General features: G+C 67.0%; 21 protein-coding genes. 8 read left to right on the top strand and 13 right to left on the bottom strand.

All coding sequences use genetic code 11. The annotated features are described in order from the left end of the window. Positions 1 to 34: 34 nt before the first annotated feature. From OKW30_RS05455 to OKW30_RS05445, 3 genes are read right to left on the bottom strand one after another with little or no spacing between them, the layout of a single operon-like run. On the bottom strand, positions 35 to 1,105 hold the full coding sequence (locus tag OKW30_RS05455) for a Gfo/Idh/MocA family oxidoreductase (RefSeq protein ID WP_429346192.1): 1,071 nt from the start codon (positions 1,103 to 1,105) through the stop codon (positions 35 to 37). Next, a complete protein-coding gene (gene iolG, locus OKW30_RS05450) occupies positions 1,105 to 2,121 on the bottom strand; it encodes an inositol 2-dehydrogenase (RefSeq protein ID WP_429346191.1) in 1,017 nt (338 codons plus the stop codon). The genes OKW30_RS05455 and iolG overlap by 1 nt, the downstream gene beginning before the upstream one ends. Further along, positions 2,114 to 2,998 carry a MurR/RpiR family transcriptional regulator gene (locus tag OKW30_RS05445; RefSeq protein ID WP_429346190.1) on the bottom strand — a complete coding sequence of 295 codons (885 nt, stop codon included), beginning with the start codon at positions 2,996 to 2,998 and terminating at the stop codon, positions 2,114 to 2,116. The genes iolG and OKW30_RS05445 overlap by 8 nt, the downstream gene beginning before the upstream one ends. A 278-nt stretch (positions 2,999 to 3,276) precedes the next feature. Here OKW30_RS05445 and OKW30_RS05440 point away from each other — a divergent pair, with 278 nt between their 5' ends. The 7 genes from OKW30_RS05440 to iolB all read left to right on the top strand — a co-directional run bounded on the left by OKW30_RS05440 (position 3,277) and on the right by iolB (position 12,322). Beyond that, a complete protein-coding gene (locus OKW30_RS05440) occupies positions 3,277 to 4,323 on the top strand; it encodes a sugar ABC transporter substrate-binding protein (RefSeq protein WP_429346189.1) in 1,047 nt (348 codons plus the stop codon). Positions 4,324 to 4,499: 176 nt separating this feature from the next. Beyond that, positions 4,500 to 5,690, top strand: coding sequence for an ABC transporter permease (locus OKW30_RS05435; protein ID WP_429293578.1), 1,191 nt, complete (start codon positions 4,500 to 4,502; stop codon positions 5,688 to 5,690). A 13-nt stretch (positions 5,691 to 5,703) separates the two neighbouring features. Next, a complete protein-coding gene (locus OKW30_RS05430; RefSeq protein ID WP_184071727.1) occupies positions 5,704 to 6,510 on the top strand; it encodes an ATP-binding cassette domain-containing protein in 807 nt (268 codons plus the stop codon). An 86-nt stretch (positions 6,511 to 6,596) separates the two neighbouring features. Further along, the gene (locus OKW30_RS05425; protein WP_184071725.1) at positions 6,597 to 8,621 is read left to right on the top strand and encodes a bifunctional 5-dehydro-2-deoxygluconokinase/5-dehydro-2-deoxyphosphogluconate aldolase; all 2,025 of its coding nucleotides are present in this window, start codon (positions 6,597 to 6,599) and stop codon (positions 8,619 to 8,621) included. Then, the gene (gene iolD / locus OKW30_RS05420; protein WP_429346188.1) at positions 8,618 to 10,597 is read left to right on the top strand and encodes a 3D-(3,5/4)-trihydroxycyclohexane-1,2-dione acylhydrolase (decyclizing); all 1,980 of its coding nucleotides are present in this window, start codon (positions 8,618 to 8,620) and stop codon (positions 10,595 to 10,597) included. The genes OKW30_RS05425 and iolD overlap by 4 nt, the downstream gene beginning before the upstream one ends. Before the next feature lie 19 nt (positions 10,598 to 10,616). Beyond that, a complete protein-coding gene (gene iolE / locus OKW30_RS05415) occupies positions 10,617 to 11,525 on the top strand; it encodes a myo-inosose-2 dehydratase (RefSeq protein WP_429293581.1) in 909 nt (302 codons plus the stop codon). Beyond that, on the top strand, positions 11,522 to 12,322 hold the full coding sequence (gene iolB, locus OKW30_RS05410; RefSeq protein ID WP_184006209.1) for a 5-deoxy-glucuronate isomerase: 801 nt from the start codon (positions 11,522 to 11,524) through the stop codon (positions 12,320 to 12,322). Before iolE ends, iolB begins: the two co-directional genes overlap by 4 nt. 21 nt (positions 12,323 to 12,343) lie before the next feature. On the opposite strand, the gene OKW30_RS05405 is transcribed toward iolB, so the two are convergent. The 9 genes from OKW30_RS05405 to OKW30_RS05365 form a co-directional block, all read right to left on the bottom strand. Next, positions 12,344 to 13,069 (bottom strand): ABC transporter ATP-binding protein, encoded by a 726-nt coding sequence (locus OKW30_RS05405; RefSeq protein ID WP_429346187.1) that lies wholly within the window; start codon positions 13,067 to 13,069, stop codon positions 12,344 to 12,346. Continuing rightward, positions 13,066 to 13,866, bottom strand: a complete 801-nt coding sequence (locus tag OKW30_RS05400) for an ABC transporter ATP-binding protein (RefSeq protein ID WP_429346186.1) — start codon at positions 13,864 to 13,866, stop codon at positions 13,066 to 13,068. Before OKW30_RS05400 ends, OKW30_RS05405 begins: the two co-directional genes overlap by 4 nt. Continuing rightward, a complete protein-coding gene (locus OKW30_RS05395) occupies positions 13,863 to 15,209 on the bottom strand; it encodes a branched-chain amino acid ABC transporter permease (protein WP_429346185.1) in 1,347 nt (448 codons plus the stop codon). Before OKW30_RS05395 ends, OKW30_RS05400 begins: the two co-directional genes overlap by 4 nt. Then, on the bottom strand, positions 15,202 to 16,140 hold the full coding sequence (locus tag OKW30_RS05390) for a branched-chain amino acid ABC transporter permease (protein WP_429346184.1): 939 nt from the start codon (positions 16,138 to 16,140) through the stop codon (positions 15,202 to 15,204). The genes OKW30_RS05395 and OKW30_RS05390 overlap by 8 nt, the downstream gene beginning before the upstream one ends. A 4-nt stretch (positions 16,141 to 16,144) precedes the next feature. Further along, positions 16,145 to 16,594, bottom strand: a complete 450-nt coding sequence (locus OKW30_RS05385) for an acyl-CoA thioesterase (protein WP_429346183.1) — start codon at positions 16,592 to 16,594, stop codon at positions 16,145 to 16,147. A 28-nt stretch (positions 16,595 to 16,622) separates the two neighbouring features. Then, positions 16,623 to 17,771: an iron-containing alcohol dehydrogenase gene (locus OKW30_RS05380; protein ID WP_184071710.1), complete on the bottom strand. Its 1,149-nt coding sequence runs from the start codon at positions 17,769 to 17,771 to the stop codon at positions 16,623 to 16,625. Positions 17,772 to 17,955: 184 nt separating this feature from the next. Next, positions 17,956 to 18,486, bottom strand: a complete 531-nt coding sequence (locus OKW30_RS05375) for an NUDIX domain-containing protein (protein WP_429346182.1) — start codon at positions 18,484 to 18,486, stop codon at positions 17,956 to 17,958. Positions 18,487 to 18,612: 126 nt separating this feature from the next. Next, positions 18,613 to 19,644, bottom strand: coding sequence for a threonine aldolase family protein (locus OKW30_RS05370; RefSeq protein ID WP_429346181.1), 1,032 nt, complete (start codon positions 19,642 to 19,644; stop codon positions 18,613 to 18,615). A gap of 87 nt (positions 19,645 to 19,731) precedes the next feature. Continuing rightward, the gene (locus OKW30_RS05365; protein WP_429346180.1) at positions 19,732 to 21,045 is read right to left on the bottom strand and encodes a YbfB/YjiJ family MFS transporter; all 1,314 of its coding nucleotides are present in this window, start codon (positions 21,043 to 21,045) and stop codon (positions 19,732 to 19,734) included. A gap of 101 nt (positions 21,046 to 21,146) precedes the next feature. Between OKW30_RS05365 and OKW30_RS05360 the strand changes: the two genes are divergently transcribed. After that, positions 21,147 to 22,067 carry a LysR family transcriptional regulator gene (locus OKW30_RS05360; RefSeq protein ID WP_429346179.1) on the top strand — a complete coding sequence of 307 codons (921 nt, stop codon included), beginning with the start codon at positions 21,147 to 21,149 and terminating at the stop codon, positions 22,065 to 22,067. Between the two features lie 160 nt (positions 22,068 to 22,227). Here the strand turns inward: OKW30_RS05360 and alaS are convergent, their stop codons facing one another. Next, on the bottom strand, positions 22,228 to 24,864 hold the full coding sequence (gene alaS / locus OKW30_RS05355; protein ID WP_429346178.1) for an alanine--tRNA ligase: 2,637 nt from the start codon (positions 24,862 to 24,864) through the stop codon (positions 22,228 to 22,230). Positions 24,865 to 24,962 lie beyond the last annotated feature (98 nt).

Below are 24,962 nucleotides of genomic sequence, written 5' to 3'. Positions count from 1 at the left end.
GCCCATTTCCACGCGCGAGCCGTGCCGCGCGCCGTTACAGCGTCACCGCCTCACCGCGTTGCAGCGACTCGCGCAGCGCCACGCCGATACGCGTCGCTTCGAGCGCATCGGCGAGCGTCGCGCCACGCTGTGCCGCATCGCCCTTCCCCGGCCCTTTTTGCACCGATGCAACGAACGCGCGTGCCTCATGCAGAAACGCGTCCTCGAACCGGTCGAAAAAGTTTGGCGTGCACTCGTTGCGAATGCCGGTCGCGTCGTAGATCTCGACGCGGTTCGCGCGCGGATTGCGGCCGATCGTCAGCGCGCCCGCCGTGCCGATCACTTCGCTGTGCGTATCGTTGCCGTGCGCCTGGGTGCGCGACGCGTAGAACATCGCGAGCTTGCCGCCCTCGAATTCGCAGATCGCGACACCGTTGTCGACGTCGCCGAATTCGCGCAGACCCTCGTGCAGCGCGACCGTGCCCGCCGCGAACACGCGCGTCGCGCGCGGCTTGCCGAGCAGCCAGCGGGCGACGTCGATGTCGTGCACCGTGCAGTCGAGAAAGATGCCGCCCGAGGTCGCCGCGAAGCGCACGAAGAAACCGTCGTCGTCGTTTTTATCGGTGGTTTGCGAGCGCACGAGGAACGGCCGGCCGATCTGGCCGGCGGCGATTTTATCGAACGCGTCGCGGTAGCTCGGATCGAAGCGGCGCATGAAGCCGATCGTCGCCTGCAGGTGCGGATAGCGCGCCGCTTCGGCCAGCACGCGCTCGCATTCGGCGACATCGAGCGACAACGGCTTTTCGCAGAACACATGCTTGCCGGCGCGCAATGCGTCGACGATCTGCTGCGCGTGCAGCGACGACGGCGTGACGAGCCATACCGCGTCGACGTGCGGATCAACGAGCAGGTCCGCGTAATCGGCGTAGAGACGCGGCTCGTGCGGCGACCCATGCATTGCCCCATGCATCGCATCACGCGCCCATGCGAGTTCATCTTCGAGCGGACTGCACGCGGCCGTGAGCGTCGCGCCCGGCACGCGATACGCGAGATTCTCCGCATGCCGCTTGCCAAGCCGCCCAAGGCCGACCACGCCGATCCGCAAGCGCTCCGTGGCGGGCTTCATCACGCTGCCTCGCCGAGTTTGATCGCACGGCCCTCGCGCCACGACCGCGTCGCGGCTTCCGCGAGTTCGAGCGCTTTCAGGCCATCCGCGACGGTCGTGCGCACCGGCTTGCCATGCGTGAGCGCGTCGAAGAAATGCGCGATTTCGAGCGCGTAGGCCGCGCGATAGCGTTCGAGAAAGAACGCCTCGGGCACGTCGGTCGATACTTCCGTCTTCGAGTACGCGGTGACTTCGGTGGGCCGAACGTTGCCCGCCTGCAGCATGCCGGTGCTGCCGAGCACTTCGAAGCGCTGGTCGTAGCCGTAGGCAGCGCGCCGCGCGGTGTTGATCTGGCACAGCCGCCCGCGCTTCGTGCGGATCGTCACCGCGGTCGAATCGATGTCGCCCGCGTCGGCGATCGCGGGGTCGGTGAGGCAACTGCCGGTGGCGTGCAGCGTGTCGGCTTCGTCGTCGAGAATCCAGCGACAGATGTCGAAGTCGTGAATCAGCATGTCCTTGAAGATGCCGCCCGAGTGCCGGATGTACTCGAGCGGCGGCGCGCCCGGATCGCGGCTCGTGACGACGAGCATTTCCGGCGTGCCGATCTCGCCCGCGTCGAGACGCGTTTTCAACGCGGAAAACGTCGGATCGAAGCGCCGCTGAAAACCGATCATGCACACGACACCGGCGCGCTCCACCGCTTCTGCGCACATCCGCGCGCGCTCCAACGTGAGATCGACCGGCTTCTCGCAGAACACGTGCTTGTTCTGCGCGGCCGATTTGACGATCAGGTCCGCATGCGTGTCGGTGCTCGAACAGATCACGGTCGCGCCGATCGATGCATCGCCGATCGCGCCGTCGCTATCCGCAACCTGCGCGCCATGCTGCGCGGCGAGCGCGGCGGCCGCCTCGCGATTCACGTCGACCACGTATTTGAGCCGCACGCCGGGCTGCCGCGCGAGATTCGCCGCATGGATCTTGCCGATGCGCCCCGCGCCGAATACGGCGACGTCGATCGTGTTTACCGCGTCAGTCATCGTAGCCTCCAGTGTCGTTGGATTCTTCAACGTTCAGTTCGAGCTTGTACGCGAGCGCGATGAAGAGCGCCTGGCACAGGCAGATCGTGCTGGTCAGCGAGCGGAACGCGAACGCGCTGCCCTCTTTCACGTACAGCTGCGTGCTGGCGTAGCGTGCGAGCGGCGACAGTTGGCTATCCGTAATGACGAGCGTCTTCGCCTGATGATGATGCGCGACGCGCAGACAGTACTGCGTCTCCTTGCCGTATGGGGCGAAGCTGATCGCAATCACCACGTCGCCCTTCCTGACGCTGCGGATCTGCTCGCGATACATGCCGCCGAAGCCAGACACCAGATGCACGCGCTTGTGCGTGTGCTGCAACGCATAGACGATGTAGCTCGCGACCGGAAACGAGCGCCGCACCCCGATCACGTAGATGTTGTCGGCCTGCTGCAGCATCTTCACGGCGGCGTCGAACTGCTTGTCGTCGAGGCCCGCTTCGAGTTCTTCGAGGCCGCCGCGCGACGCGGCGATGAACTCGCGCGCGACCGCGCCGCCCGACAAGGTGCCGGGCTTCTCGTCGATCAGCTTGCGGATGCGCTGCTGATAGCTCGACGACGACACGCCCCGCCCCGTATACGCCTGACGAAACACCGCCTGCAGATCCGAAAACCCGGAAAAGCCGAAACGCTGCGCAAAGCGCACGACCGCCGACGGATGCACGCCGCAGCTCACGGCGATATCGCTCGTGCGATCCATCATCACGCTCGAGCGATGCTGCTCGATGTACGTCGCGACGCTTTTCAACTGCCGCGGCAGCGACTCGTAGGTATCCGCGATGCGCTGCATCAATTCGTCGACGCTCGGCACCGCTTCTTCGGTGATCTGTTCCGCCATGACAGCCTCTCGGGGTTTCCTGCAATGCGGCAGACGCGCCCGCGGCCCGCCGCAACGTGCATCCGACGTTGCCGAGTATAGGCGGCCGCCCCGTCAAATGGAACGTATTTTCCATTTTTATTTCTCATGAAATTTTCTTTGCAAGGCTTCGGAAGATGACCTACTCTTTTGGTCGTGAGCGATGGCGCTTCGGCCTCGTTGTGTGGGTCATCGGAATGGAAAGCCGCCCGCCAGTCGCTCCCTCAATAACGAACGACAGACCGAGAAAGGTGGAGACAATGAGACTTTGCAGAGGCAAGGCAACGCTCAGGATTCTGGTGACGGCGTTGACGTTGGCGACGGGATTCGGCGCGACCTCGGCCGCCCGCGCGGCGGACGCCCACTTCGTGCTGATCAGCCACGCGCCGGATTCGGACTCGTGGTGGAACACGATCAAGAACGCGATCAAGCAGGCCGACGAGGACTTCAACGTTCAGACCGACTACCGCAATCCGCCGAACGGCGACATCGCCGACATGGCGCGTCTCGTCGAGCAGGCGGCCGCGCGCAACTACGACGGCGTGATCGTGTCGATCGCCGACTTCGACGTGCTGAAGAGCTCGATCGCGAAGGTCACCGAGAAGCACATTCCGCTCGTCACGATCAATTCGGGCACCGAGGAGCAAAGCGCGAAGCTCGGCGCGATCATGCACGTCGGCCAGCCCGAGTTCGCGGCCGGCAAAGCCGCCGGAGAAAAGGCCAAGGCCGCCGGCATCAAGTCGTTCCTGTGCGTGAACCACTACGCGACGAACCCGGCTTCGTTCGAACGCTGCCGCGGCTTCGCCGAAGCGATCGGCGCCAACTTCAAAACCTCGACGCTCGACACGGGCCAGGACCCGACCGGCGTGCAGTCGAAGGTCAGCGCGTTCCTGCGCAATCATCCGGATACCCAGGCGGTGCTGACGCTCGGTCCGCTGTCGGCCGATCCGACGCTGAAGGCGCTGCAGCAGATGGGCCTCGCCGGCAAGATCTGGTTCGCGACGTTCGACTTCGACAGCGACATCGCGAAGGGCATCCAGGACGGCACGATCCAGTTCGCGATCGACCAGCAACCGTACTTGCAGGGCTATATCCCGGTTGCCGTACTCGTGATCGTGAAGAAGGACCACACCACCGATCCGGCCAAAATCCGCGAGATCCTGCAGGCGAATCCGAAGTTCAAGGAGCGTCTTGCCACTTATGGGCTCACGCCGTCCTACGGGCCGCGCAATATCGGCTCGGGCCCGGGCTTCATCACGAAGGCCAACGTCGACAAGGTGCTGAAGTACGCCGGCCAGTACCGCTGAACGCACGGCAACGCATCGCATCGCGCGCCTAAGCCGCCGCGCCGGCGGCAAGGTTGAAAAGGCAGTGACCGGCGGGACGCATGGCGTCTTGCCGGCGCCCGCCCGCTCAGCGGATTCGCAAACGCCCACGGCATTGCGCCGACCCGCCGGTCGCGGGCGTATCAAGGAGAGCTTCAATGGGTGTCGCCGACCTGTTTCATCCCCATCACCGCAAGCAACCGCCGCCTGATCCGCAGGACCCGGCGAAGTCTGCTGCGACGACCGCCCCGCAATCCGCTGCCGTCGACGAACGCGTGCGCGAGGAATCCTGGTTCCGCCATCTGCTCGGCCGACCGGAATTCGCGGCGCTCGCCGGCACCGTGATGGTGTTCATCGTGTTCGGCGTGGCGGCCGGCAACTCGGGGATGTTCAACCTCGACGGCGTGATGAACTGGTCGCAGGTCGCCGCCTATCTCGGTCTGATCTCGGTCGGCGCGTGCCTGCTGATGATCGCCGGCGAGTTCGATCTGTCGATCGGTTCGATGATCGGCTTTGCCGGCATGATGGTCGCGCTGCCGACCATGTACTTCCACTGGCCGATCTGGCTCGCGATCGTGTTCGCGTTCGTCGGCTCGATGCTGCTCGGCGCGCTCAACGGCTATCTGGTGATGCGCACGCGCCTGCCGTCGTTCATCGTCACGCTCGCGTTCCTGTTCATACTGCGCGGTCTCACGCTCGCGCTATCGGTGATGTTCGCCGATCGCACCATCATCTCCGGCGTCGGCGACGTCGCGCGTCAGGACTGGTTCGCGCACACGTTCTTCCAGGGCGTCGCGTTCAAAGGTCTGTTCGTGTGGCTCGGCCACCTCGGCCTCGTGAAGCTGCTCGACAACGGCACGCCGCTCGTGCCGGGCATTCCGAAGGTGCTGCTGTGGTGGCTCGTGCTCGCCGTGGTCTGCGCGTTTACGCTCGCCAGGACGCGCTTCGGCAACTGGATTTTCGCGGTCGGCGGCGATGCCAACGCGGCCAAGAACGTCGGCGTGCCGGTGCGCCGCGTGAAGATTTCGCTGTTCGTGCTGACCGCGTTCTGCTCGGCCCTGTATGCAGTACTTCAGGTGTGCGACATCGGTTCGGCCGCGGCCGACCGCGGTTTGCAGGCGGAGTTCGAGGCGATCATCGCCGCGGTGATCGGCGGCACGCTGCTGACAGGCGGCTACGGCTCGGTGATCGGCGCATGCTTCGGTGCGCTGATCTTCGGCGTCGTGCAGATCGGCATCACGTACACCAACGTCGATTCCGACTGGTTCCGCGTGTTCCTCGGCGTGATGCTGCTGTTCGCCGTGCTGTTCAACCACTACGTGCGCGGCCGCGTCGCGGCATCGCGCTAGACGGAGGTTCACGATGAGCACCCCCGAACAGAACACCGACGACATCATTTTGTCGCTGGAAAACGTCAGCCGTTATTTCGGCAACATCATCGCGCTGAACGACATCACACTGCGCCTCATACGCGGCGAAGTGCATTGCCTGCTCGGCGACAACGGCGCCGGCAAGTCGACGCTGATCAAGACGCTCGCTGGCGTGTATCAGCCGAGCAAAGGCACCTACCGGGTGGACGGCAAACCGGTGCACTTCACGTCGCCGAAAGACGCGCTCGATCTCGGTATCGCAACCGTCTACCAGGATCTCGCGCTGGTGCCGCTACTATCGGTCGCGCGCAATTTTTTCATGGGCCGCGAGCCGCAGAAAAAGCTGTTCGGCCTTCTGAACGTGATGGACCTCGAAACCTGTGCAACCACCGCGCGCGACAAGCTCGCCGAAATGGGCATCAACGTGCGCGACCCGCATCAGCCGATCGGCACGATGTCGGGCGGCGAGCGTCAATGTCTGGCGATTGCGCGTGCGATCCACTTCGGCGCGCGCGTGCTGATTCTCGACGAACCGACCGCCGCGCTCGGCGTCAAGCAGAGCTTCAACGTGCTGAAGCTGATCCACAAGGCGCGCGCCAGAGGCATCTCGGTGATCTTCATCACGCACAACGTGCACCACGCGTATCCGATCGGCGATTCGTTCACGCTGCTCAATCGCGGCCGCTCGCTCGGCACGTTCACCAAACAGACGATCAGCAAGAACGAAGTGCTCGACATGATGGCCGGCGGCGCCGAGATGCAGAAGATGATCGGCGAACTCGAAGGCGCGACGATCTGACCGATTCGCGCGGCACGTCCAGCCTCGGCGCGTTTCGCCCGGCTGGCCGACGCGCGCCCACCGCGCACTGTTACTCAGGACTATTCATGGCTCACTCCAGCACCTCCAGCGGTAACGCAGCGGACAGCCGGTTCGCGCCGGGGCGCGCCCGCGACATCGTGTGCCTCGGCCGGCTGGCCGTCGATCTGTACGCGCAGCAGGTCGGCGCACGGCTCGAAGACGTGTCGAGCTTTGCGAAGTATCTCGGCGGCTCGTCGGCGAACATCGCGTTCGGCTGCGCGCGGCTCGGGCTTGCCGCAGCCATGCTGGCGCGCGTCGGCGACGATCACATGGGGCGCTTCCTGACGGAGACGCTCACGAAGGAAGGCTGCGACGTGAGTCGCGTGCGCATCGATCACGATCGGCTGACCGCGCTCGTGCTGCTCGGACTGAAGGACCGTGACACCTTTCCGCTGATCTTCTACCGCGAGAACTGCGCGGACATGGCGGTCGACGAGGCCGACTTCGACGAGGCGTTCATCGCGTCGTCGAAAGCGCTGCTGATCACCGGCACGCATTTCTCGACCGAGCAGGTCAATCGCACGAGCCGTCGCGCACTCGACTACGCGCGCCGCAACGACGTGCGCACCGTGCTCGACATCGACTACCGCCCGGTGCTGTGGGGACTCACGGGCAAGGCCGACGGCGAGACGCGTTTCGTGGCGAGCGAAGGCGTCAGCGCGCATTTGCAGCGGATTCTGCCGCTGTTCGATCTGGTGATCGGCACCGAGGAAGAGTTTCGCATCGCCGGCGGCAAGGCCGACCTCGCCGACGCGCTCGCGATGGTGCGCGCGGTGACGCCGGCCACGCTCGTGCTGAAACGCGGGCCGCTCGGCTGTCAGATCATCGACGGCGAGCTGCCTGCATCGCTCGACGATGCGCCGATTCACGGCGGCGTCGAAGTCGAAGTGCTGAACGTGCTCGGCGCGGGCGACGCGTTCGCTTCCGGCTTCCTGTCCGGCTGGCTGCGCGATCAGCCGCTCGACGCCTGCGCGCGCGCCGCGAATGCGAGCGGCGCGCTGGTCGTGTCTCGGCACGGCTGCGCCCCGGCGATGCCGACATCGGCCGAACTCGACTACTTCCTGCGCGAAGCGCAGGCCGATCCGCAACGCATGCGCCGCCCCGATCGCGATGCGAAGCTCGCAAGACTGCATCGCGTGTCGCCGGCGCGCAAAGCGTGGCACGAGGTGCTCGGCTTCGCTTTCGATCATCGCAACCCGTTCTTCGAACTCGCGCAGCAGACCGGTGCCGACGAAGCGCGCATTGCCCGGTTGAAGGGCTTGTTCGTCGAAGCGGTCGCGCAAACCGAACGTGCATTGAACTTGCAGGGACGCATCGGCGTACTGATCGACGACCGCTATGGTCAGGACGCGCTGAATGCCGCGACCGGTCGCGGCTGGTGGATCGGCCGCCCGGTCGAACTGCCCGGCTCCGTGCCGCTCGTGTTCGACCATGGTCGTTCGATCGGCACCACGTTGATCGCGTGGCCGCAGGAACACGTCGTGAAATGCCTCGTGCAGTTTCATCCCGACGAGCCGATCGAGCAGCGGCTCGAACAGGAGGCGCAACTGCGCGCGCTGTATGACGCGACCCAGGCAAGCGGCCACGAACTGCTGCTCGAAGTGATTCCACCGAAGCATGCGTCGCTGCCGCAGGGACCGGACATCGTATATCGCGCGTTGAAGCGCCTGTACAACCTCGGCATCTACCCCGAGTGGTGGAAGCTCGAACCGATGGACGCCGCGCAATGGCAGGCCATCGACGCGCTGATCGCCGGGCGCGATCCGTATTGCCGCGGCGTCGTGCTGCTCGGTTTGTCGGCGGCTGTCGAGCAGTTGAGCGAAGGCTTTCGCGCGGCGGCGCAAGCGGCGACGTGCCGCGGCTTCACGGTCGGCCGCACGATCTTTCACGAACCGAGCCATGCGTGGCTCGCCGGTGAAATTGGCGACGACGACCTGATCGCGCGCGTGCGCCTCACGTTCGAAACGCTGATCGCCGCATGGCGCGGTGCGCGCGGCGAACCGGCGGCGCATGGTACACCTCATCACGCTCATCAGGAGCAGGCAGCATGAACGAGCGCATCATGCATGACGACACCCCATCCGCCAGCGGCGCGACGCAAGCGCACGCGCCTGCGCGCACCGGCGGCACGATTCGCCTGACGATGGCGCAGGCGCTCGTGCGCTATCTGGCCGCGCAACGCGTCGCCAGCGAAGACGGCACCAACGTCGAACCGCTGTTCGGCGGCGTGTTCGCGATTTTCGGTCACGGCAACGTCGCGGGCATCGGCGAGGCGCTGTATCAGCATCGCGACGCGCTGCCGACCTTGCGCGCGCACAACGAGCAGGCGATGGCGCACAGTGCGATCGCCTACGCGAAGGCGCACTTTCGCCGCCGCATGATGGCCGTGACGACGTCGATCGGCCCGGGCGCCACCAATCTGCTGACCGCGGCCGCGCTCGCGCACGTGAACCGTTTGCCGGTGCTGCTGTTGCCCGGCGACATCTTCGTGTCGCGCGCGCCCGATCCGGTCTTGCAGCAGGTCGAGGATTTCAACGATGGCGGCGTGTCCGCGAACGACGCGTTCAAGCCGCTGTCGCGCTACTTCGACCGCATCGTGCATCCTGCGCAATTGCTGAGCGCGCTGCCGCGCGCGATCCGCGTGCTCACCGATGCCGCGTTGTGCGGCCCCGTCACGCTGGCGCTGCCGCAGGACGTGCAGGCGCAGGCGTGGGACTTCCCGGAGGACTTTTTCACGCCGCGTGTCGTGCGCTTTCATGCACCCGCGCCGCGTAGCGACGATATCGACGCCGCGTGCGCGCGCTTGCGGCACGCGAAGCGTCCGTTGATCGTCGCGGGCGGCGGCGTGCTGTACAGCCGCGCGGCCGATGCGCTGCACCGCTTCGCGAGCGCGCATGGCGTGCCGGTCGCGGAAACGCAGGCCGGCAAAAGCTCGCTCGCGTGGAACGATCCGCTGAATGCAGGCGCGCTCGGGGTGACCGGCTCAGCGGCTGCCAACGCGCTTGCGCATGACGCCGACTGCGTGCTCGCGCTCGGCACGCGGCTGCAGGACTTCACGACCGGCTCGAACACGCTGTTCACGCAAGCCGACGTGATCGCGATCAACGCGAACGGATTCGACGCGCTCAAGCATCGCGGCTTCGTCGTCGAAGCCGATGTGAAGCTCGCGCTCGCTGCGCTAACGGGGCCGCTGCAAGGCTGGCACGCCGAGCGCAGCTGGACCGCGCGCGCACACAAGCTCGCGGCGAGCTGGCGCGACACCGTGCAAACGCTCACCCATGCGCCGCAACGCGACGCGGTACTGCCCTACGAGGGCGACGTGATCGGCGCGGTGCAGCGTTCGAGCGCGCACTCGCCGACCGACGACATCGTCGTCTGCGCGGCCGGCACGCTGCCCGCCGATCTGCACAAGCTATGGCGCGCGGGCCGTCCCGGCGCGTATCACGTCGAATACGGCTATTCGTGCATGGGCTACGAGATCGCGGGCGGCCTCGGCGTCAAGCTCGCGCGGCCCGAGCGCGAGGTGATCGTGATTCTCGGCGACGGCAGCTATCTGATGATGAACAGCGAGATCGCGAGCTCGGTGATGCTCGGCGCGAAGCTGATCGTCGTCGTGCTCGACAATCGCGGCTTCGGCTGCATCAATCGACTGCAACAGGCTTGCGGTGGCGCACCGTTCAACAATCTGCTCGACGATTGCGTGCACGCACCGGAAGGCGCGCCGCGCATCGACTTCGCCGCGCATGCGCGCGCGCTCGGCGCGCAAGCCGAGCATGCGCGCAATCTCGCCGAGCTCGAAGCGGCACTGCAACGCGCGCGCGCGGCGCGAGGCACGTACGTGATCAGCATCGACACCGACCCGGCTCGCACCACCGAAGACGGTGGCTGGTGGTGGGAAGTCGCGGTGCCCGAAGTGTCGACGCGCACCGAGGTGCGCGAGGCCCGCGCGAAGTACGACGCGCAGCTCGCCGCGCGCGCGGCGCCGCCCGCGACGCCTGCGCCGTCACAGGGCGCCGATCGCGACTGAGAACCATGAGGACTCCGGCATGACTGCTTTCGACGTACGCATCGGCATCAACCCGCTGTCGTGGATGAACGACGACCTGCCGTCGCTCGGCGGCGAGACGCCGCTCGAAGTCGCACTGACCGAGGGTCGCCAGATCGGCTATCAGGGCTTCGAACTCGGCAACAAGTTTCCTCGCGAGCCGCAAGCGCTGAAAACGCTGCTCGCGCAATACGACCTCGCGCTCGTGTCCGGCTGGTACTCGGGACAACTGGCCAGGCGCAGCGTCGCCGAAGAAATCGACGCGGTCGGCCCGCATCTGGAGTTGCTCGCGCAGAACGGCGCGACCGTGATGGTGTATGGTGAAGTCGCCGATTCGATCCAGGGCGCGCCGCGCCCGCTGTATCAACGGCCGCGCTTTTTCGGCGACGCGCAATGGGCCGGCTACGCGGCACGCGTCGATGAATTCGCGCGTTATACGCTGAGTCGCGGCGTGCGGCTCGCCTATCATCATCATATGGGCGCGTACGTCGAAACGCCTGCCGACGTCGATCAGTTGATGGCGCGCACAGGCGACGCGGTCGGCCTGCTGTTCGACGCCGGGCACATCACGTTGGCGGGCGGCGATCCGTTGGCCGTGCTCGACAAACACATCGCGCGCGTTTGCCACGTGCACTGCAAGGACGTGCGCCCCGCCGTGATGAAGCTCGCACGCAATCGCAACTGGAGTTTTCTCGATGCGGTGATCGCCGGTGCGTTCACGGTGCCCGGCGACGGCGCGGTCGATTTTCCGGCGCTGATCGACCGGTTGAAGCGGCACGGTTATTGCGGCTGGCTCGTCGTCGAGGCGGAGCAGGACCCGGTGGTCGCGCCGCCGTTCGACTATGCGCAGAAGGGATATGGAACTTTGCGGGCGCTCGTCGATGCGCCGCTCGGCAAGGAGGCAGCATGAGCTTATTAGTGAAGGCAGAGCGCGAAGGCCAGACGATCGCGCGCGTGACGCCGCAGTCGGCCTGCTGGCGCTATGTGGGATTCGCCGCGTACCGGCTCGGCGCGAACGAACTCGTCTACGTGTTCGAGCCGGCGCGCGAAGCGTGCATCGTCGTGCTGAGCGGCGCGGTCGATATCGAAACGCCGGGCACGACGTGGAGCTCGCTCGGTTCACGCGACAGCGTGTTCGAAGACGCGGCGCCGTACGCGGTGTATGTGCCGCCGAATGTGCGCGCGACGGTGCGCGCATGCCGCGACGCGGAGATCGGTGTCGCGAGCGCGCCGGCCAAGGGCGAGTATCCGGCGCGGCTGATCGAGCCGGCGTCGATGAAGCGCTCGACGCGCGGTAAGTCGCTGAATACGCGTTACGTGTGCGACATTCTTCCGCACACCGAGCCGGCGGAATCGCTGCTGGTGGTCGAAGTGAGAACGCCGGGCGGTCACGCGTCGAGCTACCCGCCGCACAAGCACGACACCGACAATATCCCGCTCGAAAGCTCGCTCGAAGAAACCTATTACCACCGGCTCGATCCGCCGCAAGGCTTCGCATTCCAACGCGTGTACACCGACTCACGCGATATCGACGAATCGATGGCCGTCGAGGATCACGACGTCGTGATGGTGCCGCGCGGCTATCACCCGGTGATCGTGCCGTACGGCTACGACTCGTATTATCTGAACGTGATGGCGGGCAGCCAGCGGGTCTGGCATTTCCATAACGATCCGGCGCACGAATGGATCATCAACAAGGATGCTTGACTAACTTGTCCGTGTCGCGCGTCAGCCAACCCCGAGCCATTCGCGCATCACGTCGTCGCGCGACATAAACGACGCCGGCGCGCCGTCGAACACGATCTCGCCGTGCCCCATCACCGCGACGCGGCACGCGATGTCCCGCGCGATCACGAGCCTCTGCTCGATCAGCAACATCGCGACGCCACGCTCGCGCAGCGCGTGCAGACAGGCGGCGACCTGCTGCATCACGAGACTCGCGAGCCCTTCGCCGGGCTCGTCGATCAACAGCAGATCGGGATCTCCGAGCAGCGCCCGCGCGAGCGCGAGCATCTGTTGCTCGCCGCCTGACAGCGCGCCGGCGCGCGTGCGCTTGCGCCCGGCGAGCACCGGGAACAGCGCGTACGCGTCGTCGAGCGTGAAGCGCGGCGCGCGGCCGCGCGCACGCGATGCGGCAGCCGGCGCAATGCCGAGCAGCAGGTTTTCATGCACGCTCAGCGCGGCGAACACGTCGCGATGCTCGGCCACATAGCCGAGCCCGAGCCGCGCGATCTCGAACGTGCGCCGACCGGCGAGCGAACGCCCCGCGAAACGCAGTTCGCCCTCGCAGCGCACGAGGCCCATGATCGCGCGTGCGAGCGTCGAGCGGCCCGAGCCGTTGCGGCCGACCAGCGCGACCACTTCGCCGGGCTCGATGCTCAGCGTGACGCCGTGCAACGCCTGGCTCGCGCCATACCACGCATTCAGGTCGCAAATGTCGAGCAGCGCGCTCATCGGCCTGCTCCGTGGTCCGGTTCATCACCCGCCCGCGCGCGTGAGCCGACGTCGAAGCGTTCACCCAGATACGCGGCCCGTACCGCCGCGTCGGCGCGAATCGCGGCCGGCGATCCACTTGCGATGATGCGCCCTTGCACCAGCACCGAAATGCGATCGGCGATCGCGAACACCGCATCCATATCGTGCTCGACCATCAGCAGCGTGCGGCCGGCGGTGGTGTCGCGGATCAGCTCGATCGCGCGTGCCGCTTCCGCGCGGTTCATGCCCGCCGTCGGTTCGTCGAGCAGCAGCGTGTGCGCGCCGCCCGCGAGCGCGATGCCGAGGTCGAGCGCGCGCTGCTCCGCGTAGCTGAGCGTGCCGGCCGCGACGTCGCGGCGCGCGCCGAGGCCGACCGCGTCGAGCACGTCGGCGGCGCGCGCATCGACCGCGGCCGTGCCGGTCAGACGCTGCCACCAGCGCGTGCGATCGCGCTCGGCAAGCTGCGCCGCGCAGCGCAGGTTGTCGAACACGGACAGCCGCGCGAACACGCTGGTGCTCTGAAAGCTGCGCGCGAGGCCACGGCGCGCGATCGCGGCCGGCGCGAGCCGCGTGATGTCCGCGCCGAACAGGTGGATACGCCCCGCGCTCGGCCGCGCGCCGCCCCCGATCAGGTTGAACAGCGTGGACTTGCCCGCGCCGTTCGGGCCGATCAGCGCGTGCCGCTCGCCTGGCTCGATCGCGAGATCGACGCCGCGCAGGATTTCCGTCGAGCCGAAACGTTTTTCGATGCCGTAGAGCGCGAGTGCGGGGATCATCGTGCGGCTCCGGGGAATCGTGCCGCGCGTGCGTGGCCCGTGACGCGCGCATGCGCGCGCAGCGCATGGCGCGTGGTCAGCGCAGCCAGAGCGGCGAGCGCAACGAGCGCCAGCGCAAGAGGAAGCGGCGACAGCGGCGGCGCGACGGTGACATCGGTACCCGCGCCAGCGCCCGCACCTGCCCCGGCGCCGAACCATGCGCCGAACAACCCACCTGAAACCGCACCTTCGTCCGCGCCGAACTGCGCCGCATAGGCCCACTGCACCGCGAACACGATGGCCGCGAGCCACAGCACCCCCGCCGCCGCGCTCCACCAATACGCGGCGCGGCAACGTCGCCAGCCGTTGGCGGCAATCCGCGCCGTCTGCCGCGAGGCAAAGCCGGCGAGCCCATCCGGCGCGGCCAGCACGACGACGACGAAAAACAGCCCGAGATAGAACAGCCACGCCCGCGTGACACCGGCGACCACCACGCTGAAAAACGTCAGCACGATCGCCCCCGCGACCGGCCCGAAGAACGCCGCCGTGCCGCCGATCACGGTCGCGATCAGCACCGCGCCCGAGCGCATCATGCCGACGCTCTCAGTCGATACGAGCTCGATATTGATCAGCCCGAGCGTGCCCGCGACGCCCGCGAAAAACGCCGACAGCACGACCACGCCATAGCGAACCCGCCGCGGATGGCAGCCGATCGCCGCCGCGCGCGCCGGGTTGTCGCGCACAGCGTTCGCGAGCCGCATGAACGGTGTGCGCGACAGCGCGAACATCGCGACACTGGCCACGACGCTCCACAGCGCGATTAGCGCATAGGCCTCGCGCGCCGGACCGAAGCTCCAGCCGCCGAGGGCTGGCCCGCTCGCGCGATCGATCGCGACGCCCGCCTCGCCGCCGAACCAGCCCGGCAGCGTCCACGCGGCCGCGACGACGAGCTCGCCGAGACCGAGCGTGATCATCGCGAATGCGGTGCCGGCACGACGCGTCGCGATGAAGCCGAACAGCACGCCGCACAGCGCGCCGCCGATGCCGCCGAGCAACGGCAGCAGCACGAGCGGCATGCCGCCCGCGTTGAACACCCGCGCGGCGATCAACGCGCCGAGCCCCGCATAAGCGGCGTGCCCGAACGACAGCAGCCCGGTCCCGCCGAGCAGCAGGTTGTACGACAGCGCGAACACGATCATCGTCGCGCTTTGCGCGAGATAGCCGAGCAGCCAGCTGTGCGGCCAGATGAAAGGCGGTACGGCCAGAAAGGCGACGAGCGCGAGCCACGGCGCGAGCGCACGGCCGCCCCCGCGAGGCGGCACCTCGCTTTCCAGCGCGTTTGACGACCCGCTCCGCTTACGCATGATCGTCTCGCCGTCCGAACAGCCCGCGCGGCCTCGTCGCCAGCACCGCGACGAGCAGCAGGTACGGCAGCAGCGGCGCCAGTTGCGCGAGCGTCAGCGCGTCCCATTCGGGCGGCAGCACGGCGCCGGCGAGCGACACCACGTCGCCCAACGACAGATCGCTCGCGACCGCCAGCGTTTGCAGGCATCCCACCAGCAGCGACCCGACGAGCGCCCCGCTCAGCGACCCGAGCCCGCCGATCACGACGACGACGAACACGATCGAGCCGAGCGACTCCGCCATCGCCGGCTCGATGACGAACAGCGGCGCGCCGATCACGCCGGCCAGCGCGGCGAGCGCGGTGCCGGCCGCGAACACGCCGGTGAACACGCGCGGCACGTCGTGCCCGAGCGCTTCGACGGCCTGCGCGTGCGTGAGCGCGGCGCGCACGATCAAGCCCGTCTTCGACACGCGCAGCATCGCGACGAGCGCTGCGAGCATCGCGAGCGATACCGCCATCATGAACGCGCGGTAGCGCGTGAAGACCGCGCCGTACAGCGAGAACAGCGGACCGTCGAGCACCGCCGGAATCCTCGCCGACAGCGGACCGAGCCCCCAGCCGAGCTTGACGAGTTCGCCGAGCAGATAGGCGGCGCCGAACGTCAGCAGCAGTTCGGGCAGATGCCCGTGCCCGCGCACGCGCCGCAGCAGCCAGCGTTCGAGCGCCGCGCCGAGCAGACCGACGAGAAGCGGCGTAACCACCAGCGCGCTCCAGAAGCCGGCGCGCGCCGCCACCGAAAAGCCGACGTACGCGCCGAGCATATAGAAGCTCGCATGCGCGAAGTTGAGCACGCCGAGCATGCTGAAGATCAGCGTCAGGCCGGCCGACAGCATGAAAAGCAACAGCCCGTAGCTCAGGCCGTTGAGCAGAGTGATGATGAACGACTGCACGCGTCTAGTCCGCCGGCCCGATGACGCACAACGGTTCGAGTGCCGCGCGCAGCTCGGCGGGCAGGTTCACGGGACGACGCGTCGCGCGATCCACGTAGACGTGCACGAAATGCCCTTGCGCGGCGGGTTCGGCGTCGCCGTCGCGAAATAGCCCCACCTCGTAGCGCACGCTCGACGTGCCGAGCCGCGCGACGCGCAAGCCCGCGTCGATGCGATCGGGAAACACGAGCGGCGCGAAGTAGTTGCACTGCGTCTCGACGACCAGCCCGATCGTCGTGCCGTGTTCGAAATCGAGTACGCGCGCGCGGATCAGATACTCGTTCACGACGGTGTCGAAATAGCTGTAGTAGACGACGTTGTTCACGTGGCCGTAGACGTCGTTGTCCAACCAGCGCGTGGTGATCGGCAGGAAATGCGGATACGCGGCGCGGCCGGCGGGGGCGGGTTTGTTCATCGGACGTGGCGGTTGGTGGAGGCGAGGATCACAGCGACTCGGTCAGCATGCGGCGATAGTCGTCGGCGCTCGCCTCGCGCGGATTCGTGCGATGACAATGGTCGACCAGCGCGCCCTGCACAACCTTGTCGAACATGCTTTCGTCGACGCCCATCTGCCTGAGGCCGGTCGGCAGTCCAAGCCGCGCCGTCATGTCGAACAGCGCCTGCGCGAGATCCGCATGCTCGGGCACCCCCATCACGCGACGCATGCGCGCATAGCGACGCTCGGCCACCACGCTCGGCGCGCGCTCGTTGAAGCGCAGCACCGCGGGCAGCACGACCGCGTTCAGTGTGCCGTGATGCAGCGACGTGCGGCCGTTCATCTTCAGGCCGCCCAGCGGATGCGACAGCGAGTGCACGCAGCCGAGGCCCTTCTGGAACGCCATCCCGCCCTGCATCGACGCGCTCATCATGTTCAGGCGCGCCTCGCGATCGCGGCCGTCCGCGCACGCGCGCTCGATGTTGTGCCACGCGCGTTCGAGGCCGTCGAGCGCGATACCGTCAGCGGGCGGATTGAAGGCCGGCGAGAGGAAGGTCTCGATGCAATGCGCGATCGCGTCCATGCCGGTCGCGGCGGTCAGCCCCGGCGGCAGGCCGAGCGTGAGACCGGGATCGCACAGCGCCGATTTCGGCAGCAGATTCCACGAATGAAAGCCGAGCTTGCGGCCGTCGTTCAGGATCACGATCGCGCCGCGCGCGACTTCGCTGCCAGTGCCGGCCGTGGTCGGAATCGCGATCAGCGGCGCGACGGCGTCGGTGATCTTCGCGCTGCCGCCTTCGATCGTCGCGTACTGCGTGAGCGGCCCCGGATGCGTGGCCGCGATCGCGACGCCCTTCGCGAGATCGATCGACGAACCGCCGCCCACCGCGATCAGCCCGTCGCAGCGCTCGTCGCGATACACCTGGGCGGCCGCGAGCACCATTTCCTCGGTCGGGTTCGACGGCGTATCGTCGAACAGCGGCACGTCGCCGAGCTTCAGCGCGTCGAGTGCCTGCCGCGCAATGCCGGCCGCGACGACGCCCTTGTCGCTGATCACCAGAGGCCGCTCGATGCCGATGCGCGTGCACTCGGACGACAGTTGCGACAGGGCGTCGTAGCCCAGATGAATATGGGTCAGGTAGTAGATGTAGGCCATGCCGTTTTCTCCCTGAGCGTGCGCTCATTGACCGCCGATTGACGTGGATGATCGGTTCGGTGATGCGTCGATGGATGTGCCGAGTCGTGTGGTGTCGCGTGCGTTGTGGGCTGTCTCCATGGTGGCTGTGATTTCTGCGTCGTCTGTGTGCTGGCTAATGTTGCGGCTCGATGGGCCGAACGCCTCACTGCCCCGGCCGCTCGACGAATTCGAACGGCAACCCGCGTCGCCGCATCCATTCGCCGAGCGCCTGGCCGGTGCCCGCGCGCCACGGCCGCAGCTTCGCGGGCTCGACGAGCCGGTATTCGAGCAGCTCGGGCGACAGCGCGATCGTCCCATGCGCCTTCACGTGATACGCGATGATCAGCTCGTTCTTGCGGATGAATTCGTACACGCCGATCAGCTCGACCGACCCGGCGTGCAGCGAGGTCTCCTCCATCACTTCGCGCGCGATGCCCTGCTCCGGCGTCTCGCCGTTTTCGAGGAAGCCGGTGATCAGCGCGAACATGCCCTCGGGCCACGCGGCATTGCGCGCGAGCAGGATCTTGCCCTCGTACTCGACGATCGCCGCGACGACCGGCAGCGGGTTATTCCAATGGACGTAGCCGCACTCGATATCGGGACAGCTCTGACGGACGCGGCCGCCCTCGTGGTCGGGGTCGGCGCGTTCGGTCAGGGGTTTCGCGCAGCGGGGACAGAATCGGTACTCGGTCATGGCGGGGGACGTCTCTTTGTTTCGTGTTTTCTGGCGGGTCGCAGTTGGGTGGCTTTGCGCGTGTGCCGAGTGGTGCATCGAGGCGCCGGTGGTAACTCGGGTTCCAGCAACCTCACGCGTCTTCCATCACGCGACGCACAGCTCACGCACGTCGGCGGCGAAACGCTCGACCGTGTCGGGCTGCGTGTCCCACGCGCACATCAGCCGGCAACCGCCCGCGCCGATGAACTCGTAGAACTTCCAGCCGCGCGCGCGCACCGCCTTCGCGGCATGCGGCGGCAACTGCGCGAACACCGCGTTCGATTCGCTCGCAAACATGATGCTCACGCCGGGGATTTCCTGCAAGCGCGTCTCCAGCAGACGCGCCATCGCGTTCGCGTGACGCGCGTTGCGCAGCCATACGTCGTTGTCGAGCAGGCCGAGCCACGGCGCGGAGATGAAGCGCATCTTCGATGCGAGCTGTCCCGCCTGCTTCAACCGATAGGCGAAATCGTCGGCGAGCGCGCGGTCGAAGAACACCACCGCCTCGCCGACCGGCAAGCCGTTCTTGGTGCCGCCGAAGCACAGCACGTCGACGCCCGCGCGCCATGTGATTTCCGACGGATGCACGTCGAGCGCGGCGACCGCGTTCGCGAAGCGCGCGCCGTCCATGTGCACCTTCAGATGACGTCGCTTCGCGATCGCCGCGATGGCGCGCACTTCCTCGACGCTGTAGACGGTGCCGACCTCGGTCGACTGCGTCAGCGTGACGATCTTGGGCTTCGGATAGTGGATATCGGCGCGCCGCGTGATGATGGACTCGATCGCATCGGGCGTGAGCTTGCCGGCGATGCCCGGCGCCGTGAGCAGTTTCGAGCCCCCTGAAAAGAACTCGGGGCCGCCGCATTCGTCGGTCTCGATGTGCGCGAGTTCGTGGCAAATCACCGAGTGGTACGACTGGCACAGCGACGCGAGCGCGAGCGAATTGGCCGCCGTGCCGTTGAACACGAAGAACACTTCGCAATCGGTCTGAAACAGGTCGCGCAGACGGTCGCAGACCTGGTTGGTCCAGGAGTCGTCGCCGTAGGCCGGCTCGTGGCCGCTGTTGTTGGCGGCGATCAGCGCGTCGAGCGCTTCGGGACAGATGCCGGCGTAGTTGTCGGACGCGAAATGTTGCATGGTCGAGCGACGCGCCCGGCGACAGGCGCGAGGGAATGACGGAAAGCGGTCATTTTAGTGCGCCCGTGCGAGATTTGTTTTCGCGTCTTAGCTGCAACCGCAATCCGGCATGCGGCCACGGCGCGGGCCACGCGGCACGCGCGTCACTGCGATCAGTCCCGCCGCCCCCGCCAGCAGCGCACCCGCGGCGAGCCACAGCGCCAGCGAAAACGACCCCGTGTGCGCGGCAATCGGCGCGGCCACCAACGGACCCGCGATCTGACCGATGCCATAGGCCGCGGTCGCATAACCCATCAGCCCGGCCGCGTCGTCGCCGCGCAGACGCCGCGCCTCGCGCATCGCGAACAGCGTGATCGCGGTGAACGGCAGGCCGATCAGGATGCTGCCGAGCGAGAACCCGCCCGCCGTCGGCCATACGATGCCCAGCGCGATGCCGAGCGCCTGCAGCACATACGAGCCCGCGAGCAGCGCGCGGTTGTCCCAATGCACGGGCAAACGCGCGGCGAGCAACGCGCCGACGATCAGCGCCGCACCTAACATCGGCCAGAACAGGTCCGGCCACGCCGAGCCCGGCAACGCGTGGCGCGCGATGACCGGCAGAAAGGTCGCGGTGATGATGTAGCCGAAGCCCGGGATACCGTAGAGCAGGACCAGCCAGAACGCGTCGGCGCGGTGGACGGCATGGCTCGTCTGAATGCCGGCCGTACGAGGCGGCTGGTTTGCGCTGGCGCGCGATCCGGTGGCGGGCTTTGCGGTTGCGGAGCTTGCAGCGGCAGGCTTCGCTGTTCCCGCACGCTGCGCTTCGCCAAACGCCGGCCACACCAGCACCGACAGCACCGCGCCGATCGCCGCAAAGCCGATCCATCCGACCACCGCGCCATAGCCGCCCGCGACGCTGACCAGCAAGCCGGTGCCGACGATGCCCACGCCCGGCCCCGTATAGATGACGCCGCTCCACGCCTGCGCGCCGAGTTCGGCGAGCCGCCGCAAGCCCCACTGCGACGCGAACACGAAGGTCCATGCGCTGACCGCGCCGGCGACGAAGCGCACCAGCGCCCACACCCAGAACTGGCCGGTGACGCCCATCGCGAGCGTCAGCAGCACGGTCGCGGCGAGTCCGACGCGCACCATGCGCGCGGGCTCGACCCGCAGCGCCGCGCACGTCATCGCGCCGGCGAAATAGCCGGCGTAATTGAACGACGCGAGCCAGCCGCCATGCTGGATATCGATCTGCGGCTGGCCGAGCGCGGCGCCGTGCAGCATCAGCGGCAGCAGCGGCGTGAATGCGAAGCGCCCGATACCGAGCGCGACGGCCAGCGTGACCATGCAGGCGAGCGCCGCGCGCCGGGCGGCGTGCGGCCCGTGGAAGCGCGGGTACGCGTGGGAAGCGAGATCGTTCATGATCGGACGGTCAAACGGCGATGGTATGAATCCATACTAGCTTGACCTTTGAATCACGAAAAATGAATAATTAGAATGTTATTCATCGCCAGGAGAGAATCATGGATCTGGCCGCTCTGACCATTTTTCGCGCGGTCGTGCGCGAAAACGGCGTGACGCGCGCCGCGGCGAAGCTCAATCGCGTGCAATCGAACGTGACCACGCGCATCAAGCAGCTCGAGGAACAGCTCGGCACCGAGCTGTTCATCCGCGACGGCCGCCGCCTCGTGCTGACGCCGGCCGGCGAGACGCTGCTGCCCTACGCGGAACGGCTGCTCGCGCTCGCCGACGAGGCGCGGCACGCGGTACGCGAGGATCGTCCGAGCGGGCGTCTGCGTCTCGGCACGATGGAAAGCGTCGCGGCGACGCGTCTGCCGGGCCTGCTCGCGCAATATCACCAGCAATGGCCAGCCGTCGAACTGGAACTGGAGACCGGTACGACCGGCAGGCTGATCGAGCGGGTGCGCGAGTTCGAGGTCGATGCGGCGCTGGTCGCAACACCGCTCGATCCGGCCACGCTCGGCGATCTGTTCGAGACCGTGCCGATCTTCCGCGAGGAACTCGTGATGCTGACGCCGCGCGGTCATCGGCCGATCCGCGAAGTGCGCGACATCGCGCTATCGACGCTGATCGCGTTCGAGCGGGGCTGCGCGTATCGCGCGTATATCGAGAAGTGGTATCTGGAGCACGGCATGCGGCCGCAACGGGTGCTGGAACTCGGCTCGTATCACGCGATCGTCGCGTGCGTGGCGGCCGGCGCGGGCGTCGCGGTCGCACCGCGCTCGGTGCTCGATCTGGCGACCGACACGAGCAATATCGCGGTGCACGAATTGCCCGATATCGGCACGATCGACACGCTGCTGGTGTGGCGACGCGGGCATTTTTCGTCGGCGCTCAATGCGTTGCGACGCACGCTGGTGGCGTCGCTGGAAGGGACGGCCGAGGTGGATGCGGTGGCGTCCGCGGATGCGAATGTGGTCTGATCGTTGAATCCGCCCCGGCAACCAGGTTCGACGCAACCCGGTCGGCTTCAGCAAAAGCGAAGGGACCACGCAACGCGCCGATCCTGCTGGCGCACCGCGTGGCCCCTTCGTCGAACCCGGCTCGACTTCTCGTCGAGCCGGACTCAACCGACCATCAGAATCAAAGCTGCCCTTCGACCCAGCCCTTGACGCCCGCGAGCGCCGCCGGCAGGTTGGCCGGCTCGGTACCGCCGGCCTGCGCCATGTCCGGACGGCCGCCGCCCTTGCCGCCCACCTGCTGGGCCACGAAGTTGACCAGTTCGCCCGCCTTGACCTTCTTGCTGGCGTCGGCGGTCACACCCGCGATCAGGCTGACCTTGCCGCCTTCCACCGACGCGAGCACGATCGCCGCGCTCTTCAGCTTGTCCTTGAGCTTGTCGACCGTTTCGCGCAGCGTCTTCACGTCCGCGCCTTCGAGCGTCGCCGCGAGCACATGCACGCCGCCGATTTCGATCGCCTGGCCCGCGAGTTCGTCGCCCTGGCTCGACGCCATCTTCGACTTCAGCGCGCCCAGTTCCTTCTCGAGCGCCTTCACCTGGTCTTGCACCTGGCCGATGCGCTGCGTGAGTTCCGCCGGTTGTGCCTTCAGCGCGGCCGCGGCCGCGTTGACGCGCGCTTCGAGCTCCTGCACGTAGCGCACCGCGTTGTCGCCCGTGATCGCCTCGACGCGACGGATACCGGCCGCGACGCCGCCTTCCATCACGATCTTGAAGAAACCGATGTCGCCCGAGCGATTCACGTGCGTACCGCCGCACAGCTCACGCGAGAAGCCGAGGTCGAGCACGCGCACTTCGTCGCCGTACTTTTCGCCGAACAGTGCCATTGCGCCGCCCTTCACCGCCTCGTCGTACGACATCACACGCACGATGCCGGGCGCGTTCGCCAGCACTTCGGCGTTGACGATTTCCTCGACGCGGCGAATCTGCTCGTCCGTCATCGGCGCGTTGTGGGCGAAGTCGAAGCGGGTCTTGTCGGCGTCGACGAGCGAGCCCTTCTGCTGCACGTGCGAGCCGAGCACTTCGCGCAACGCCTTGTGCATCAGGTGCGTGGCCGAGTGGTTGCGCGCCGTGCGGGCGCGGCGCACCGCGTCGATTTCGGCCTTGACGATGTCGCCGAGCTTCAGCGTGCCCTGCTCGAGCGTGCCGTGGTGGCCGACCACGTCGGCCTGAACCTTCAGCGTATCGACGACCGCAAAGCGCGTGCTGGCGTTGGCGAGCACGCCCTGATCGCCGACCTGGCCGCCCGACTCGGCGTAGAACGGCGTGTGATCGAGCACGACGACCGCCTGCTGGCCGGCCTGCGCCTGCTGCACCGACGCGCCATCGACGTACAGCGCGACGACCTTCGCGTCGTCGAAGACGATTTCTTCGTAGCCGTGGAAGGTGGTCTTCGCACCCGAGTATTCGAGGCCCTGCGCCATCTTGAACTTGCCCGCCGCGCGAGCCTGCTCGCGCTGACGCGCCATCGCGTCGTCGAACGCGGGTTCGTCGACCGTCACTTCGCGCTCGCGGCAGACGTCCGCGGTCAGGTCGAGCGGGAAGCCGTAGGTGTCGTGCAGCTTGAACGCGAGTTCGCCGTCGAGCGTCTTGCCGCTGGTTTTGCCACCTGCGGCGTCGAGATCGGCCAATGCGGCCTCGAGAATCGACATGCCGTGTTCGATCGTCTCGAAGAAGCGCTCTTCTTCCTGACGCAGCACGTCGGTCACGCGCTGCTCGGCCTGCTTCAGTTCAGGGTAAGCGTCGCCCATCTGCGCGACGAGGTCGGCGACGAGGCGATGGAAGAACGAACCCTTCTTGCCGAGCTTATAGCCGTGGCGGATCGCGCGGCGCACGATACGGCGCAGCACGTAGCCGCGGCCTTCGTTGCCCGGAATCACGCCGTCGACGATCAGGAACGAGCACGCGCGGATGTGATCGGCGATCACCTTCAGCGAGTTGTTGCCCAGATCGGTCACGCCGGTTTCGCGGCCAGCGGCTTGAATGAGCGCCTGGAACAGGTCGATCTCGTAGTTGCTGTGCACGTGCTGCAGCACCGCGGCGATGCGCTCGAGGCCCATGCCGGTGTCCACGCATTGCTTCGGCAGCGGCGTCATGTTGCCCTGCGCGTCGCGGTTGAACTGCATGAACACGAGGTTCCAGATTTCGATGTAGCGGTCGCCGTCTTCCTCGGGCGATCCCGGCGGCCCGCCCCACACGTCCGGGCCGTGGTCGTAGAAGATTTCCGAGCACGGGCCGCACGGGCCGGTGTCGGCCATCTGCCAGAAGTTGTCTGATGCGTAGCGCGCGCCCTTGTTGTCGCCGATGCGGACGATGCGCTCGACCGGCACGCCCACTTCCTTCGCCCAGATGTCGTGCGCTTCGTCGTCTTCCTGGTAGACGGTGACCCAGAGCTTGTCTTTGGGCAGCTGGTAGACGCCGGTCAGCAGTTCCCACGCGTAGTGGATCGCGTCGCGCTTGAAGTAGTCGCCGAACGAGAAGTTGCCGAGCATCTCGAAGAACGTGTGGTGACGCGCGGTGTAGCCGACGTTCTCGAGGTCGTTGTGCTTGCCGCCGGCGCGCACGCTGCGCTGCGCTGTCGTGGCCCGCGAATACGGACGCGATTCCGCGCCGAGGAACACATCTTTGAACTGCACCATCCCCGAATTGGTGAAGAGCAGTGTCGGGTCGTTGCCGGGCACGAGGCTCGACGAACGGACGATCGTATGGCCCTTCGATTCGAAGAACTTGAGGAATTTCTCGCGGATTTCAGCGGCTTTCATAGCGGGCGGGGGACGGTCCTGACGGTTCCTGACGGAGACTGGCGGTCGGTGGGATGCGCCAACTTTCTGTTTCTTTAAACGACTGATTATACGGGATC

Origin of the sequence: Paraburkholderia sp. Clong3, assembly GCF_050436485.1 — a bacterium.
Lineage (GTDB): Bacteria > Pseudomonadota > Gammaproteobacteria > Burkholderiales > Burkholderiaceae > Paraburkholderia > Paraburkholderia tuberum.
Note: the sequence above shows the minus strand (reverse complement) of the source record. Positions and strands in the feature narration are given on the sequence as shown.

Bases quoted from the DNA above. Each gene is read 5' to 3' on its own strand.
- OKW30_RS05405 (WP_429346187.1), bottom strand. From the start codon at position 13,069: ATGAGCGCGCTGCTCGACATTTGCGACCTGAATGCGTGGTATGGCGCG.
- OKW30_RS05440 (WP_429346189.1), top strand. From the start codon at position 3,277: ATGAGACTTTGCAGAGGCAAGGCAACGCTCAGGATTCTGGTGACGGCG.
- iolG (WP_429346191.1), bottom strand. From the start codon at position 2,121: ATGACTGACGCGGTAAACACGATCGACGTCGCCGTATTCGGCGCGGGG.
- iolB (WP_184006209.1), top strand. From the start codon at position 11,522: ATGAGCTTATTAGTGAAGGCAGAGCGCGAAGGCCAGACGATCGCGCGC.
- OKW30_RS05395 (WP_429346185.1), bottom strand. From the start codon at position 15,209: ATGCGTAAGCGGAGCGGGTCGTCAAACGCGCTGGAAAGCGAGGTGCCG.
- OKW30_RS05375 (WP_429346182.1), bottom strand. From the start codon at position 18,486: ATGACCGAGTACCGATTCTGTCCCCGCTGCGCGAAACCCCTGACCGAA.
- iolE (WP_429293581.1), top strand. From the start codon at position 10,617: ATGACTGCTTTCGACGTACGCATCGGCATCAACCCGCTGTCGTGGATG.
- OKW30_RS05435 (WP_429293578.1), top strand. From the start codon at position 4,500: ATGGGTGTCGCCGACCTGTTTCATCCCCATCACCGCAAGCAACCGCCG.
- OKW30_RS05445 (WP_429346190.1), bottom strand. From the start codon at position 2,998: ATGGCGGAACAGATCACCGAAGAAGCGGTGCCGAGCGTCGACGAATTG.
- iolD (WP_429346188.1), top strand. From the start codon at position 8,618: ATGAACGAGCGCATCATGCATGACGACACCCCATCCGCCAGCGGCGCG.
- OKW30_RS05385 (WP_429346183.1), bottom strand. From the start codon at position 16,594: ATGAACAAACCCGCCCCCGCCGGCCGCGCCGCGTATCCGCATTTCCTG.
- OKW30_RS05425 (WP_184071725.1), top strand. From the start codon at position 6,597: ATGGCTCACTCCAGCACCTCCAGCGGTAACGCAGCGGACAGCCGGTTC.
- OKW30_RS05380 (WP_184071710.1), bottom strand. From the start codon at position 17,771: ATGGCCTACATCTACTACCTGACCCATATTCATCTGGGCTACGACGCC.
- OKW30_RS05430 (WP_184071727.1), top strand. From the start codon at position 5,704: ATGAGCACCCCCGAACAGAACACCGACGACATCATTTTGTCGCTGGAA.
- alaS (WP_429346178.1), bottom strand. From the start codon at position 24,864: ATGAAAGCCGCTGAAATCCGCGAGAAATTCCTCAAGTTCTTCGAATCG.
- OKW30_RS05400 (WP_429346186.1), bottom strand. From the start codon at position 13,866: ATGATCCCCGCACTCGCGCTCTACGGCATCGAAAAACGTTTCGGCTCG.
- OKW30_RS05360 (WP_429346179.1), top strand. From the start codon at position 21,147: ATGGATCTGGCCGCTCTGACCATTTTTCGCGCGGTCGTGCGCGAAAAC.
- OKW30_RS05455 (WP_429346192.1), bottom strand. From the start codon at position 1,105: ATGAAGCCCGCCACGGAGCGCTTGCGGATCGGCGTGGTCGGCCTTGGG.
- OKW30_RS05370 (WP_429346181.1), bottom strand. From the start codon at position 19,644: ATGCAACATTTCGCGTCCGACAACTACGCCGGCATCTGTCCCGAAGCG.
- OKW30_RS05365 (WP_429346180.1), bottom strand. From the start codon at position 21,045: ATGAACGATCTCGCTTCCCACGCGTACCCGCGCTTCCACGGGCCGCAC.